This window comes from Sphingomonas sp. (genome assembly GCF_017744835.1).
Taxonomy (GTDB): domain Bacteria; phylum Pseudomonadota; class Alphaproteobacteria; order Sphingomonadales; family Sphingomonadaceae; genus Sphingomonas.
In genome coordinates, this window is sequence record NZ_JAGIAM010000003.1 from 1,003,783 (window position 1) to 1,019,222 (window position 15,440).

Annotated in this window: 12 protein-coding genes; all 12 read right to left on the bottom strand. The window is 70.2% G+C overall.

Going from position 1 to position 15,440, the window contains the following annotated elements; genetic code table 11:
• A complete protein-coding gene (locus tag J7500_RS12700) occupies positions 1 to 1,893 on the bottom strand; it encodes an XrtA/PEP-CTERM system amidotransferase (protein WP_294062079.1) in 1,893 nt (630 codons plus the stop codon).
• Between the two features lies 1 nt (position 1,894).
• Entirely contained in the window at positions 1,895 to 3,430 is a 1,536-nt protein-coding gene (xrtA, locus tag J7500_RS12705) for an exosortase A (RefSeq protein WP_294062080.1), read from the bottom strand.
• Positions 3,427 to 4,668, bottom strand: a complete 1,242-nt coding sequence (locus J7500_RS12710; protein WP_294062176.1) for a TIGR03087 family PEP-CTERM/XrtA system glycosyltransferase — start codon at positions 4,666 to 4,668, stop codon at positions 3,427 to 3,429. The genes xrtA and J7500_RS12710 overlap by 4 nt, the downstream gene beginning before the upstream one ends.
• On the bottom strand, positions 4,668 to 5,744 hold the full coding sequence (locus J7500_RS12715) for a FemAB family XrtA/PEP-CTERM system-associated protein (RefSeq protein WP_294062081.1): 1,077 nt from the start codon (positions 5,742 to 5,744) through the stop codon (positions 4,668 to 4,670). Before J7500_RS12715 ends, J7500_RS12710 begins: the two co-directional genes overlap by 1 nt.
• A complete protein-coding gene (locus J7500_RS12720) occupies positions 5,741 to 6,589 on the bottom strand; it encodes an XrtA system polysaccharide deacetylase (RefSeq protein ID WP_294062082.1) in 849 nt (282 codons plus the stop codon). Before J7500_RS12720 ends, J7500_RS12715 begins: the two co-directional genes overlap by 4 nt.
• Positions 6,589 to 7,716 carry an AAA family ATPase gene (locus J7500_RS12725; RefSeq protein WP_294062084.1) on the bottom strand — a complete coding sequence of 376 codons (1,128 nt, stop codon included), beginning with the start codon at positions 7,714 to 7,716 and terminating at the stop codon, positions 6,589 to 6,591. Before J7500_RS12725 ends, J7500_RS12720 begins: the two co-directional genes overlap by 1 nt.
• Positions 7,717 to 7,729: 13 nt before the next feature.
• Entirely contained in the window at positions 7,730 to 9,334 is a 1,605-nt protein-coding gene (locus J7500_RS12730) for a hypothetical protein (RefSeq protein ID WP_294062085.1), read from the bottom strand.
• On the bottom strand, positions 9,331 to 10,311 hold the full coding sequence (locus J7500_RS12735; RefSeq protein WP_294062086.1) for an AAA family ATPase: 981 nt from the start codon (positions 10,309 to 10,311) through the stop codon (positions 9,331 to 9,333). Before J7500_RS12735 ends, J7500_RS12730 begins: the two co-directional genes overlap by 4 nt.
• Positions 10,312 to 10,315: 4 nt before the next feature.
• Entirely contained in the window at positions 10,316 to 11,812 is a 1,497-nt protein-coding gene (locus tag J7500_RS12740; protein ID WP_294062087.1) for an XrtA system polysaccharide chain length determinant, read from the bottom strand.
• A 12-nt stretch (positions 11,813 to 11,824) separates the two neighbouring features.
• Positions 11,825 to 12,421: an XrtA/PEP-CTERM system exopolysaccharide export protein gene (locus J7500_RS12745; RefSeq protein WP_294062177.1), complete on the bottom strand. Its 597-nt coding sequence runs from the start codon at positions 12,419 to 12,421 to the stop codon at positions 11,825 to 11,827.
• Positions 12,422 to 12,568: 147 nt separating this feature from the next.
• The gene (locus J7500_RS12750) at positions 12,569 to 13,744 is read right to left on the bottom strand and encodes a pyridoxal-dependent decarboxylase, exosortase A system-associated (protein WP_294062178.1); all 1,176 of its coding nucleotides are present in this window, start codon (positions 13,742 to 13,744) and stop codon (positions 12,569 to 12,571) included.
• A 148-nt stretch (positions 13,745 to 13,892) separates the two neighbouring features.
• Entirely contained in the window at positions 13,893 to 15,401 is a 1,509-nt protein-coding gene (locus J7500_RS12755; protein ID WP_294062088.1) for an acyl-CoA ligase (AMP-forming), exosortase A system-associated, read from the bottom strand.
• Positions 15,402 to 15,440 lie beyond the last annotated feature (39 nt).

Consider the following 15,440-nt stretch of genomic DNA (forward strand, 5'->3'; position numbering starts at 1 on the left):
TCAGCCGAACAGCCGGGCCAGGCTCCGCTCCAGGATCAGCAGCTGCCATAAAGTCCGGCCGTGCTCGGCGCGGCCGGACTTGTGCTCGGCGGCGAGCTTCTCGATCGCGGTGAGATCGAACCAGCCGCTGGCGGCGAGCTGCTTCGAGCGCGCCAGCCCGGCGGCCTGATCGGCGAGCGCGCCGCGGAACCAGGCGCTCACCGGCGTGACGAACCCCATCTTCGGCCGATAGAGGATCTCCTTCGGCAGATAGGGCTCGAGCGCCTTCTTCATCAGCCACTTGCCCTGCCCCGCGCGGATACGGAGCGACGGCGGCAGCGTGGCGGCGAACTCGACGAGCCGGTGGTCGAGCAATGGCTCGCGCGCTTCCAGGCTCACCGCCATGCTGGTGCGATCGATCTTGGTGAGGATGTCGCCGGGAAGCCAATGGCGGATGTCGGCATATTGGGCGCGGTCGAGCGCGTCGCGCGCGGGCGCCTGGCGCATCGCATCGACATAGCGCTGCTCGGCGGTGTGGCCGGCCAGCGTGTGCCGCGCGGCGCTGGTGTAGAGCCGCGCCCGCAGCTCGGGCGTGGTGACTCCCACGGCCTTGGGATAGGCGAACTCGCCGTTCTCGGCGAGCGCGAGCAGCGTCGTCTTGGCGCGGAACGGGCGCGGCGCCCAGTCGGCCTTGGGATAGAGGCGGCCGAGCGTGCCGAACAACCCCGTGCGCAGCCCTTCGGGCAACAGGCTGCGCACGCGCTCCTCGGCGGCGAAGAAACGGTGGCGGCGATAGCCGGCGAAGGCCTCGTCGGCGCCGTCGCCCGAGAGCGCGACGGTTACCCCCTCCCGCGCCAGCTCGCAGACGCGATAGGTGGCAAGCGCCGAGGCGTCGGCGAAGGGCTCGTCGAAGGCAGCGACCAGCGTGTCGATCAGCGCGAAATCCTCGGCGATCAGCGTGCGGGTGCGGTGCGCGGTGGCGAAGCGCTCGGCGACGACGCGGGCATAGGCGGTCTCGTCGTGGTCGGCTTCGTCGAAGCCGATCGTGCAGGTCTTGACCGCGGACTTGCTCGCCTCGGCCATCAGCGCGACCACCGCGCTGCTGTCGACGCCGCCCGAGAGGAAGGCGCCGAGCGGCACGTCGGCGATCATCCGCGATCGGACCGCGGTGCGCATCCGGTCGATCAGCTCGGCCTCGAGATCGCGGCGCTTGCCCGTGGCGCGCTTCGAGAAGTCGATGTCCCACCAGCGGCTCGGCTGCGGCACGGCGCGGCCGCGCTCGAGCAGCAGGAAATGGCCGGCAGGGAGCTTCTTCACGCCCGCGACGATCGACGCGTCGTCGGGGACATAGCCGAGGCCCAGGTAATCCTCGACCGCACGGAAATCGGGGGCGCGGCGGAACAACGGGTGCGCGAGCAGGCCCTTGAGCTCGGAAGCGAAGGCGATCGCGCCGTCCGAGAGCTGGACGTAATGGAGCGGCTTCACGCCGAAGCGGTCGCGCGCCAGGAACAGGCTCTGCCGCTGCACGTCGTAGAGCGCGAAGGCGAACATCCCGTTGAGCCGCTCGAGCATTGCCGGCCCCCAGGCGCGCCAGCCGTGGAGCAGCACTTCGGTGTCGCTGTCGGTCTGGAAGCGCAGCCCCTTGCGCTCCAGCTCGGCGCGGACCTCGCGGAAATTGTAGATCTCGCCGTTGAACACAGTGACGATCTGCTGGTCGGGCGTCGCCATCGGCTGGACGCCGCCCTCCAGGTCGATGATCGCGAGCCGGCGGTGGCCCAGGCCCACGCCGGGGGCGGTCCACACCCCCGAACCGTCGGGCCCGCGATGCGCCAGCGCGTCGCTCATCAGCGCGACGCGGGCGGGGTCCACAGGTTTCGCTATGGCGGGGTAATAGAGCCCCGCGATGCCACACATGTCAGCGTGCGCCGGAGATTGTGTCGGCGAGCGCCTCGACCGGGCCGAGCGCGTCGAGGAAGTCGACGATCGCCGCTTCGGCATGGCCGTCGGCGCCCTGCCCGGCCGACAGCAGCACCGCCGCCCCCGCCTGGTTTCCGCCCAACAGCCTGGTCTTCAACGTCTCGAGCTTCACGCGCTTTTCGCTCCCGGTCAGCGTGTCGCCGATCCGGTACCAAGTTACGGTGACGCGTTCCACCCGGCCCGGGCCGGTCATGCGCAATGCGTGGCCGCCGCGATAGGGTGGCAGGTCGGCGACGCGCACCCAGCGATCATTCTCGCGGATCGCCCCGATCCCGAAGCCGACCAGCTCGCGGCCCTCGCGCTGGCTGGCATAGGCCGCGACGACAAGGTCCACCGTGCGGCCCTGCGCATCGGCGTAGCGCGCCGCGAGGAAACGGTCGGCGCCGGGAAAATTGGGTGACCAAGCGGGCGTGGCGGGGCCGATGCGGTGCCAGCCGGGCACCTGCGGCAGTTCGGCCGTGGCGGCGAGCGGTGTCGCGCGAGCGGCGATCAGGCTGCTCCAGCCGGGGAAGACGCTCGCGACTGCCAGCACCAGCAGCGCCGCGACGGGTGCGTCGATCCGCCGCCTGACCGGCGTCTGGAGCGCGAGCGGATCGAACCAGGCAGCGTCAGGATCACGGTCGAACCATTTCCAGCCGATCGCAAGGACGGCGGCCATCACGATCGCGAAGAACACCCAGCCATAGACGATATGATCCATGCCCGTCGCCTGCTCGACCGAGGTCCACCAGGCAGCGTAGATCGTCCCGAAGGCGCGCAGCCCGTTGGCGAGCACGGGCACGACCAGCGCCATCGCCAGGAAAGCGGCGCGGCGGCGCCACGAGACATAGCAGACATTGGCGACGAGCACGCCGAACGCTGCCATGGCGATCACGAACTTGGCGCCCGAGCAGGCCTCCGCGACTTCGAACAGCCCGTTGGGAATGGCGATCAGCACGCCGTCCACGCTCGCGGGCACGCCGAAGAGGTGCAGCAGCGGCATCACCATCGCGACGGTGGCGGCCTGCAACGGCGCCTCGAGGAAGTCGCCGAAGGGGACGAGGAAGGCCATGTACGCCAGCGGGAAGAGCAAGGCGCGCGCCACATTGGGGCCGAGCAACGTCACCGCCGCGCCCTGCAGCATCAGCACCAGCCCGGCATGACGGAACAGCGCGACTCCCGCGGCATCGCCGAGCAGCCAGCCGAAGCCCCCTGCCCCGACCAGCGCCAGTCCCGGCCACCAGGCGGCGGGGTCCACCAGCGCCAGCCCGGCGCGGCGCTGCCAGACGAGCCAGGCGATCACCGGCGCGATGAATAGGCAGTGCCCGAAGGTGGTGTTGGTCCAGTAGATCGCGGCAAGGTCCGCCACGTCGCGGCGGAAGAGGAGCAGCAGCACCGCCCAGGTGCCGGTGAGCAGCGCGGCGTGGAGCCGCCAGCGCGCATCGAACCGCGGCTGCGCGGGCGCGAACGCCGCGCCGGGAAGCGCGACGCTCATGCCGTGGGCGCCGGCGGCCTGGTGGCGCGCGCGGTGCGTTCCTGTTTCTCGGGGCGGAGCGGCAGGCGGAGCACCTCGTCGAGCGCGGCCAGCTTGGCGTCCCAGCTGTAATGCGCGAGCACCTGCCGGCGCGCCGCCGCGCCCAGCTCGGCCGCTGCAGATCGATCGGAAAGGAGCCGCGTCACGGCCTCGGCGAAGCCCTGCTCGGTCGCGCCGACCTCGATCGTGCCGCCATGGTCGATGCCTTGCGCGGCGGCTTCGGAGACGACCACCGGCCGCGCCATCGCCATGCCTTCGAGCACCTTGTTCTGGATGCCGCGCGCGAGCTTGAGCGGCGCGACCACAACCGCCGCCGACGCCAGCCAGCCGCGCACATCCGCCACTTCGCCCGTCACCATCACGCCGGGATGGCGCGTGAGCGCCTTCACTGCCTCGGTGGGGTTACGGCCGACGATCACGAAGCGCGCGTCGGGATGGACCTCGCGGATCTGCGGGAAGACCGCCTCGGCGAACCAGGTCACGCCTTCGATGTTCGGGCGATAGTCCATCTGCCCGGTGAAGACGATCAGCGAGCCGATCGCATCGACGCGCTTGAAGCTGGCCCCGGGATCGAAATAATCGATGTCGATCCCGTTCTCGACGACATGGACGCGATCGGCGCGCGAGCGGCTGCGGAACAGCTCGGCCTCGGCCTCGCTGACGAACAGGCTGGCATCGGCGCGCGCGGCGACCGACTTCTCGTGCTGGAGCAGCAGGTTCGCCTCGCGGCGGAGCATCCAGCCCATCGGCCCGCGCGACGCGCTCGCATAGGCCGCGAACTTGGCCGAATCCATGTCGACGAAGTCCATGATCACGCGCTGGCGGGGCTTGCTCGGCAGATATTGCGCCATCTGGCTCGAGAAGACGTAGATCGTGTCGATCCGGTGCCGCGCGAGGATGTTCTCGACCGACTGGCGCAACGCCACATTGTCGAACGCCGTCAGCGACAAGGGGCGGCGCGAGAAGATCGCCTCGATGCCCGCCTTGAGCTGCGACTTGGAGCGCCACACGATCGAGCGGTTGCCGAGGTATCTGGCGAGCCCCTTCTTCTCCTTCAGGTCACGCGGATCGTCGGCGAAGGCGACAAGGTGGACGCGGTGGTGCTGCGCCAGCCGCTTGAGGATGTGGAAACCGCGGATCTTGTCGCCGCGATCGGGGGGATAGGGAACGCGGTGCGCTAGGAACAATATGTCGCCCATCAGCCCAGCCCTCGCGCGATCCACGGGCCGATCCGGTTGGCGAGCCACAGCGGCATGCGCTGCCAGGCGCGCACCTGCAGGCTGTAGCGCGGATCGAGCGGGTTGACCGCGCGCGGGGCGGCGCCGTCGGCGGTGCGCGTGAAATAGGCGAGCGGCCGGGCCTCGAATCCCCAGTTCTTCTTGAACGCCGCCGCGCCCGTCCCGGCCTTCGAGCGACCGAAGTCGAAGCGCGTACAGCCGCGTGCCCGGGCATGGCCCATCAGCGCGAAATACATCAGGTCGTTGGCACGCAGCGCGCGCGCAGCCCGAGTGCCTCCACCCCAATAGGGATAGACGGTACCGCGCCAGTACAGGCTGAGCACACTTGCCACTGCGACCCCCCGGTGCCGGATGATGAGCACATCCGCATGGCTGCCGAATTTCCGGACGACCTCGGCGAAGAGCCGCGCGGGGAATACCGGCGTGCCCAGGTTGCGGACTGACTCGGCATAGACGCCGTAATGGTCGCGAAGCTGGTCGCCGTCGGTGCCGGTCTCGACCTCGAGGTCGGCGTTATCGAGCGCGCGACGAACCTCGGCGCGTTGCTTGCGGGGAATGGCGAGGAGTTCGGCATCGGCATCGGCGGCGAGATCGCGGACGAACCCGAGATAGGTGGTGTCGTTCGCGTGCCAGCCCTCGCCGGGAAGCGCGCCGCCGCGCAGCTCGACGCCGGGGCAGCTCAGCCGCGCCGCGAGCGTCCAGGCGGCATCGGCGAGCGCGGGCGCGGCGTCCCTGTGGCTCGCGAGGATCCCGCCGCCGACGCCGAAGCCCGAGGAAACCAGCGCCCGCCCGAAGATCGGGGAATGGACCGCGGTGAGCGGCAGCGCGCCGGCGATGCTGCCGTCGCCCGTCTGGGCGAGCAGGTAATGGCTGTGCTGGCGGCAGCCGTGCGCGACCGCGACGCTCCATTCGGGCAAGTGGAAGGGTGTCGCTTCGGGATGTTCGCCGACCCAGGCGGCGATGCGCGCGCACTCGGCGGGATCGGACAGGTCGGCGGCACGCAGCCCGAGCGGGCGCGCGAGCAGCGGCGCGTTCATTTGAGCCGCTCCGCTTCGCGCGCGGCGACTGCGTCCATCCGGCCCCAGCTGTGGCTGGCGATCAGCCGCTCGAGCTTGCCCGCCATCGCGCCGAGCCGCGCATAGTGGCGCAGCCGCGACTTGAGCGGCGCGTTGGCCACGCGCGGCTGGGCGGGATCGACTTCCCAGGGGTGGAAATAGAAGATCGCCGGCGCCTCGTCCGCATTGGCGGCGCGCACGGCGCCGTCGGTCACGGCATTGGGGAGCAGGCGGAAGAAGCCGCCGCCGGCGGTGATCTCGCGCCCCAGCACGCGCGCGAGCGTGATGGGCAGCTCGATCAGCTCGGCGTCGCCCAGCGGCCGGAAGGCGCGGCGCGGCGCGTCGGGCCAGCCGTAATGGTCATGGCGGAGCGGCGCGATGCTCGACGAGTAGCGATAGCCCTCTTCGGCCAGGATCGCGTGCGCCCAGGGCGTGCGGCGGTCGATCGAGAAGCTCGGCGCGCGATAGCCGGTGACGGGCGTGCCCGCGGCATCCTCCAGCGCCTTGCGCGACCGGGCGAGGTCGGCGCGGAACTGGTCGGGCTCCAGCGTGAAGACGCGCGCATGGTCCCAGCCGTGGCTGGCGACTTCGTGGCCCGCCTCGGCGATGCGGCGGATCAGCGCGGGATAGCGCTCGGCCACCCAGCCCAGCGTGAAGAAGGTCGCCTTGACCCCTGCCCCGTCGAACAGCGCGAGCACCCGATCCGTGTTCGCCTCGACGCGGTGCTCGAGCCCGTCCCATTCGTCGCGGGCGATCGTCGTCTCGAACGCCCCGACCTGGAACCAGTCCTCGACGTCCACCGAGAGGGCGTTTACGAGCACCTTCATCACCCCGCAGTATCACGGATCCGCGAGATGTCCGGGCGGCGGCCGGGTTCGCCTGACTCCACCCAGTCGACCAGCACGGTCAGCACGCGACGCAGCGCCTCGTCCTGCTGCTGGAGCTGGTGCTCGAGCTCGACGATACGGCGGTCGACAGCGCGGCGCTCGCGGAACGAAGCCTCGGCGCGCACCGGCTGCGGTACCGGGGGTGCCACGTCGCGTAGCTCATAGGGCTCGGGCGCGGCCTGCGCCGGCATCGAAATTGGCATCGGCGCAGGAGCCGGTGCGGGCGTCGGGGCCGGAGCCGGCCGTGCGCCGGCACGCAGATCGCTTTCCATGTCTGCGATCACCGCCGCCACTTCGGGGCCGCCGAACGTGTCGATCCCCTCGACCGCGCCGAACAGCAGCACGCGGCTGGCGAGCTGGTTGAGCCGACGCGGGATACCCCCGGACCAGCGGTGCATCGCCGCCATCGCGTCGGGGGCGAAGCGCGGCCTGCCACGCCAGCCGACGCACGACAGGCGGTGCATCAGATAGGGCTCGACTTCGCTTGCCTCCATTGGCTCGAGATGGTGCATCGCGATGACGCGCTGGCGCAGCTGGTCGAGCCGCGGCTCCTGCAGCGCCAGGCGGAACTCCGGCTGGCCCAGGAGGAAGATCTGGAGCAGCGCATAGCCGCCCGCCTGGAAATTAGAGAGCATGCGCAGCTCCTCCAGGCTGTCCACGGGCAGCGCCTGCGCCTCGTCGACGATCAGCAGCGTGCGCCGGCCCGAGCGCGCGATGGCATGGAGTCCGCGCTCGATCGCGGCCAGCATCGCGGCCTTGGACGCGCCGGTGGCATCGACGTTCAGCCCCGCACACACGATGCGCAGCAGATCGTCGGCGCCGATCTGGCTGGAGACGATCTTGATGACGTTGAGCCGCTCGCGGTCGATCTCGCTCAGCAGATGCCCGACCAGCGTGGTCTTGCCCGCGCCGGGATCGCCGGTGATCACCACGAAGCCCTCGCCTTGGCTCAGGCCATAGCCGAGATAGGCCATCGCCTTGCGGTGGGTGGCGGTATCGAACCAGAAATGCGGATCGGGGGTCAGCTGGAAGGGCCGCCCGGTCAGTCCATATTGATCGTCGTACATATGCCGTTTCCGCCTAGAAGCCGTAGCGAAGGCCGACGAGCGCCTGCGCCTGCGCGCTGCTGTCACCGTCCCGTTCGAAGCCGAACACGCCCAGCGACGCAGTCGCGCCAAGTGGGCCGAAATTGTGCGTGTAGCTGGTGTTCGCACCGTAACCGAGGATGCCCTCGGCGCCCGGCAGGCTGCTGTTGTACCAGCTGCCGAACACCGCAGTGCTGAGCACACCGCTGGTGCCGACGTCCTCCGACGCGAAGAATTGCGCGAACAGCGCATCGTCGGAGGAGCCATCGATGCGGATGCCGCCCACGCTCGCGGTCGAAGGCGCGATAAAGGTGCGGCGCGAATAGCCCGCGCCGATGCCGAAGCGGCTGCGCCCGGTGTTGGCCACGGCCACGCCGACGATGCCGCGCCCGCGATAGGCCGTGGTCACCGTCGAAGCGAAGACCTGGTTGAGGCAGCCGCCCGCCGCCGCCCCAGTCGTGCCGTAGATGCAGCCGCCGAACTGGTTGCCGAAGGGGTCGGTGGTGCTGATGAAGCTGGTCGGCAAGGTCGCGAGCGTGCCGCTCAGCTGCTGGCCGAAGGTCTGGACATTGTCGTAGACGCCGACCTGGATCCCGCTGCCGCGGCCCATCTGGTAGCTGAACGAACCGGTGTAGCTCCAGCTGTCGTAACGGCGGCCGACGCGCGCCTCGAGGAAGGTGCGGCGGCTGGGGCGCCAGATCACGCCCGCGTCCCAGAAGATGCCGTCGAAGTCATAGGCGATGCGGCGCGGCGAGGCCGGATCGGTGACGAAGCGGCCGTTGCGATCCACCACCGGATTGCCCGCGCCGTCGCGCAGCGCATCGCGCTGGCTGATCTCGATCTGCTCATAGCCGACGCCCGCCGTGAGCGCGAAGCCGCGGCCGACCGGGAGCACCACGTCGCCGCGGCCGAACTTGCCCTCGAAGCGCTGGTCGAGCTGGCCGGCGTCCTCGCGCGTGTAGGAGCCGCTGGCAGTGATGCCGACCGGCAGCACCTGGCCCGACTTCACGCCGACGCTGGCGGTCGCGACATGGACCCTGGAATCGTCGTAGCGGTCGAGCGCGGGCTGGCCGGCGGGAACGCCGGTCGCGTCAGGCGCTTCCACCTTGGTGTAGCCGAAGCGATAGGCCGCGTTGACGAAGGCGGGACCGACATGCGTCGCGAGGTTCGGCCCCGCATAGGCCGAAAAGACCTGGCTGCGGTTTCGGACATTGCCCTGCCCCGTCAGCGACGCGTCGCCGCGCACGTCCGCGCGCGCATGCGCCGCGATCGCGCCCGCCTCGAGCGTCAGGCCCGGCGCCACCGTCGCGCGGGCCTGGGCGAGGCCGGTGTGCATGTCCTCGTCGGCGAGCTGCTTGTCGTAGGAGAAGCGATGCTCGTACTTGTAGCTGACCTGCACCTGCACGCGGCGCGAATCGAGCGCCGCATCGATGCCTGCACCGACGGTCGTATAAGTGAACACGTCGCTGCCGTCGCCGAGATCGGCCGCGAGCACCTGGGTCGCCTCGATATAGGGCGAGACCTGCGCGTGCTGGGCGACGGCGGGCTGCGCCGCGCCGGCGAGCGCCACTGCGGCCAGCAGGAAGCGCAGCCGCGTCACGCGTCCATCTCGCCGTAATAGCTTCCGAACCGGCGGCCGCCGGGCTGGAAGGAAACCGAGTTGAGCACGAGCTGGATATGCTCGCAGCCGTCGAGCAGCTGCACCGCCTCGCGCAGGTCGCCCTCGCTGGTGGCATCGGCGCGAACGACCAGCATCGCCTGGCCGACGTGCAGCGCCAGCACCGATGCGGGCGAGGCGGCGAGCGCGGGCGGCGAATCGAAGATCACGATGCGGCGCGGATTGGCCGCGGCGAGGCCGTCGAGGATCGCACGCGCGCGGTCGCTCGCCAGCAGCTCGGTATCGCTGTTGGTGCGCGTGCCCGCGGGCAGCACCGACAGCTGGGGCACGTCGGTCTCGACGATGCAGTCCTCGACGTCGTCCACTGCGCCCGAAAGCGCGTCGAGCAGCCCCGGCCCCTTCGGCAGGCCGAGCCGCGCCAGCACGTCCGGCTTGGCGAAATCGGCGTCGACGAGCAGGATCTCCATGTCCTTCTCGGCCGCCATAGAGAGCGCGAGGTTGATCGCGCAGAAGGTCTTGCCCTCATTGGGTTTGGCCGAGCAGACGAGGATCATCCGCGCGCGGTCCGCGGCCTTGGCGTCGCTGCCCGCCGCCACGGCGCGCGCGGTGAGCAGCAGCTGGCGCTTCACCATGCGGAATTCCTCCGCCAGCGGCGTGACCGGCCCACCGGGAAGCAGCATGCCGGACTCGCGCAGCAGCTCGCGGTCGATCGCGGCGATGCCTTCGATCGGCTGCAGGACGGATTCGGGGACGAAGCCAGGCTCGTCCGCCCAGGCTTCGACCGGCTCGGCCGTCCATTCGGCGATGGGCTCCATCACCGGCGCGATGTCAGGCTGCACGATCTCGGGATCGACTGCCGTCGGCTGAGCAGGCTGGACCGGCTGCGGAGCGAAGTGGAACTGCTCGGCCGCACGCTCGATCAGCGAGCCCCGGTACCGGCGCGGCGTTTCGTCGTTCATCGCCTCAGGCCCCCATTCCGCGCTGGACGAACTCGAGCCCCAGCATTGCTACGAAGGCGACGCCCAGCGCCGCCGCGCCGCCGGCGAACAGCCGCAGGTCGCGTCGGCGCGTCGCCAGCTGCGCGGCGGTGAGCACTTCGCCGATTGATCCGATCACCGGCATCCCGCTCGCCTTCTCCAGCCGCGCGGCGGTGGAGAAAGTGGTGGTGAGCTTCGCCAGCGCGAACGCCGCGCCCACGCCCGCTCCCAGCGCCGCGATCAGCACGCCGACGAGCAGCAGCGGACGATTGGGCGAAGTCGGCGCGCGTGGCTGCGTCGGCGGGTCGACGACGTTGAACTTGGCCGAATCGCTGACATTCTGCGCCTGGCTGGTGATCTTCACGCGCTCGCGGTCGGCGAGCAGCTTGTCATATTGGTCCTTGAGCACCTGATACTCGCGCTCGATCTGCCCCTGCTCGGCGGCGACGCCGGGCTCCTCGGCAAGCTTGGCCTGAAGCTGGGCGAGATCGCCCTCGATCTGGTTGCGGCGCTCGACCAGCGCGGCGAGCTGCGCCGACTTGTCCGCCTGCATCGACTTGAGGCTGAGATAGAGCGGATTGCCGCTCTCCCCGCCCGCCCCCAGCGGCTCGCTCTTCGCAGCGGCCTGCGCGGCGGCGAGCTGGTTGCGGAGCGCGATCATGTCGGGGTGGTTGTCGGTCCAGCCGCGCGTGCGGGCCTCGGCGATCTGGCCCTGGATCGCGGCGAGGCGCGCGCGTGCCGGCCCCGCCACCACAGTAGTGGTGCCGCCGCCCGCCCCCGCCATCTGCGCGTTGACGGCATTGAGGCCGCTCTGCGCCGCGGCGAGGTCCGACTGGACCTGCTGGAGTTGGGTGCGAGCGGCGCCGATCCGATCGTTGAGCGATCCGGTACCGGGCAGCGAACCGAGGAAGCGCGCCTGGAAGTCGGCGCGCTTGGCCTCGGCCTCCTGGAGCTGCTTCTGGCGCTCGTCGAGCTGCTGGTCGAGGAAGCCGAGCGACTGGCTGCTCTGGTCGCGATTGTCGGCGAGGTTCTCCTCGACGAAGATGTCGATCAGCTTCTGCGCGATCTGGCGCGCGAGCTTGCCGCTGGGCGCCGTCACGCTGATCTCGAACAGATTGTCCTGCTGCGCGGTGAGCTTAATCGCCTTCTGCAGCCCGCCGATCCGGTCCGCGACGTCACGGTCGCTGGTGACGGTGCGCCCGATGTCGGTGCCGCGCACGACCTTCTCGAGATTGACCGCCGAGGTCAGCGTCTGGCGGACGCGATCGATGTCCTTCTGCTGCTGCGCGGCGGCGACGCCGTCGCTCGGCAGGATCTGGCGCAGCTGCACGAAGATGCGCGCCCGCGATTCATATTGGTTCGGGATCTGCGCGACCACGAACCAGCCGGCCAGGCACAGCGCCCAGGCCACGCCGAGCGCGATCCAGCGCCGCATCCACACCGCGTGCAACGCCGCGCGAAACTCTTCCCAGAGGCCCCCCATCGCCGGCGCTCCTCAGAACATGCTTTCGGGGATGATGATGACGTCGCCCGGCTCGAGCCGGACGTTCGCCGAGATATCCCCGTTCTTGAGCAGGTCGCCGAGGCGGACCTTGTATTCGCGCTGCTTGCCGGTCTGGCGATCGTAGCGCACCAGCCGCGCCCGGTTGCCCGAGGCGAATTCGGAAAGCCCGCCCACCGCGATCATCGCGTCGAGCGCCGTCATGTTGGCGCGATAGGGCAGCGATGCCGGCTTCTCGGTCGCGCCGACGACGCGGACCTGCTGACTGTAGGTGCCCGAGAAATTCTCCACGATCACCGAGACGATCGGGTCCTTGATATACTCGCTGAGCGCCAGCTTGAGATCGTCGGCCAGCATCGCCGGCGTCTTGCCCACGGCGGGCATGTCGCTGATCAGCGGCGTGGTGATCCGGCCGTCGGGGCGCACCTGCACCTTCGCCGACAGCTCCGGGTTGCGCCACACGAAGACGTTGAGCTGGTCCATCGGGCCGATGACATACTCGTCGCTCGGCGCCTCGCGGCTGGCGACGGCAGTGGCTGCCGGCAGTTCGGGACGGCCACCCTCGCCGCACCCGCCGAGCGCTGTCGCCATGACGCCAACAGCGGCGAAAATCCTGGAATACCGATCGAAATTCATGCCCGAGCTCCCCGCCGCACGCGCCCCTGGGCAGCCGACGTCTCGGCCGCGGACACATGCGGGTCCTGGCGTCGCTATGCGGCAGTATAGGTAAAGATACGGTTAGGCGTCGGGGGCGTTGACGAGCAGCTCGCGTGCGGGCGGGTGGCCCAGGAAGGCCGCGGGGCTGGCGCTGGCGCCATAGGCTCCCGACGCGAAGATCGCGATGACGTCACCCACTTTGGCGGCCGGCAGCGCGACGCGGTCGGCGAGTCGATCGAGCGGAGTGCAGAGCGGGCCGACGATGCTCACCACTTCCTCGGGCGGGTCCTGCATCCGGTGTGCGAGCGCGACGGGATAGTTGCGGCGCACGACGGTGCCGAAATTGCCGGTGGCGGCGAGATGGTGGTTGAGCCCGCCGTCGACGATCAGGAAGGTCTCGCCCTGGCTCACCTTGCGGTCGACCACGCGGGCGAGATAGACGCCCGCCTCCCCCACCAGCCAGCGGCCGAGCTCGATCGCGAATTGGGTGTGCGGCAGCGCGCCCAGCGGCGCTTCGAGCGCGGCGCCGATCGCCTCGACGTCGAGCGGCGCGTCGCCGGGGAAATAGGGAATGCCGAAGCCGCCGCCGAGATTGACCAGCGGCGGGACCACTCCGGCTTCGTCGGCGAGGCGGACGGCGAGCGCAACCGTCGCCGCCTGCGTCTCGATCACTGCCTGGGTGTCGAGCGACTGCGATCCCGCGAAGATGTGGAAGCCGCGCCACTCGGCGCCGCCCGCGATCAGGCGGCGGACGAGCCCGGGCACATGCTGTGCTTCGACGCCGAAGGGGGACGCCCGCCCGCCCATCTTCATCCCCGAACCGCGCAGCTCGAAGTCCGGGTTCACCCGTACCGCCAGCCGGGGCGTCACGCCGAGCATCCCGCCGATCGCCAGTGCGCGCTGGCCCTCGCTCTCGGACTCGAGGTTGATCGTCACGCCCGCGCGGATCGCCGCTTCCAGCTCGGAATCGCGCTTGCCCGGTCCGGCGAAGCTGATCTGCGATTCCGCCATGACGCCAAGCGCCTTGTCGAGCTCGCCCGCCGAGGCGACGTCCATCCCGTCGACCAGCGGCGCGATCGCGGCGAGCAGCGGCGGGAAAGGGTTGGCCTTGATCGCATAATGCACCGCCACCCGCGCGGGCAGCGCCGCCCGCAACCGCGCGATCCGGGCGGAAACGATCGCGAAGTCATAGACATAGGCCGGCGTCGCCTCGCCGAGCCACGGCAGCGCGTCGAGCGCCGCGAACTCGGGCGGGATCGGGCCGTGGGGTTTGGCTTGCACGCTCATCCTCCGTCACCCCCGCGAAGGCGGGGGCCCAGGAATCGCAGGCAGCATCCCTCGTGGCTCTGGGTCCCCGCCTTCGCGGGGATGACGAAAAAGAATGCTGGGATGACAAAAGCCCTGCTCATGCCAGTTCCGCCTTCAGCGCAGTGCGGTCGAGCTTGCCATTGGCGTTGCGCGGCAGCGTCTCGCGCCAGTCATAGCGCGTGGGTTGCATGAAGCTCGGCAGCTCGCGCCGCAGCCGATCGCGCAAGTCGTGCTCGCGCGAGCCGTCGCCGCGCGCCACCACCAGGATCGCCTGCCCAAGCCGCTCGTCGGGCACGCCGAACGCAGCGGCCTCGGCCGTCTCGCCGCCGCTCAGCACGGCATCCTCGATCTCGGTGGGGCTGATGCGATTGCCCGCGCTCTTGATCATCTCGTCGTCGCGGCCGACGAAGCGCAGCAGCCCGTCCGCGCCCTCCACCACCGTATCGCCCGACCAGACCGCCATGCCCTTGCTTGTGGCGAATAACGGCGCCGGACGGAAGCGCTGCGCGGTCCGCTCGGCATCCTGCCAATAGCCCTTCGCGACCAGCGGGCCGGCATGGACCAGTTCACCCGCCTCCCCCGGCGCCGCGCGGCTGCCGTCGGGGCGCACCACCATCACTTCGGCGAAGGGGATCGCGCGGCCGATCGAATCCGGCTGCGCGTCGACCAGCGCGGGATCGAGATAGGTCGAGCGGAACGCCTCGGTGAGGCCGTACATCGGATAGAGATCCGCACCCGGAAAACGCTCGCGCAGCCCGCGCACCAGCCGCGGCGTCAGCGCCCCTCCGGAGTTGGTCAGCCGCCTGAGCTTCGCCGCGGTATCCGCGGGCCATTCGGCCTCGAGCAGTTGCACCCACAGCGGCGGCACGCCCGCCAGCGTGGTCGCGCCGAAGCGCTCGACGGCCTTCACCACGTCGCGCGCCGTGAGATAGTCGAGCGGCACCACGCGCGCGCCCGCGGCCCAGGTCGAGAGCAATTGGTTCTGGCCATAGTCAAAGCTCAGCGGCAGCACGGCGAGCACGCGATCTTCATATTTGATCTTAAGATAATGTGCCACGCTGATGGCTCCGAGCCATAAATTTGCGTGGCTCAGCATCACGCCCTTGGGCCGGCCGGTCGAGCCCGACGTGTAGAGGATCGCGGCCAGCGCATCCGTGTCGGCACGCGACGGCGGCAGGGCGTCGGTCGCTTCGAGTTCATCCTCGGTGGCAAGCCGGCACGCGGGCGGAACGTCGCCGTGCTCGAGCGCGGCGGTGCGTGCCGCCTGAGTCACCAGCAGCCGCGCGCCGCTGTCGGCGAGGATGTGCGCCACCTGCGCGCGCTTGAGGATCGGGTTGATCGGCACATGCACCAGCCCGACGCGCGGCGCTGCGAGCGGCATCAGGCAGGCAGTGCGCGTCTTGGGGAGCCAGGTCGCCACTCGCTCGCCCGGTGCCAGCCCCAGCCGCGAGAGCCAGTGCGCCAGCCCACCCACTGCGGCTTCCAGCGCGGCAAAGTCCAGCGCCCCGCGCTTGTCCTCTAGCGCAATCGCGTCCGGCGCACCGCGCAGGGGCAGCGTATCGATCGGATACGGAACGGGGTCGAGCGCGATCACATCCATACCCATATACTTGGCAGCGCACCCGCCAACCCTTACGGGAGCGAA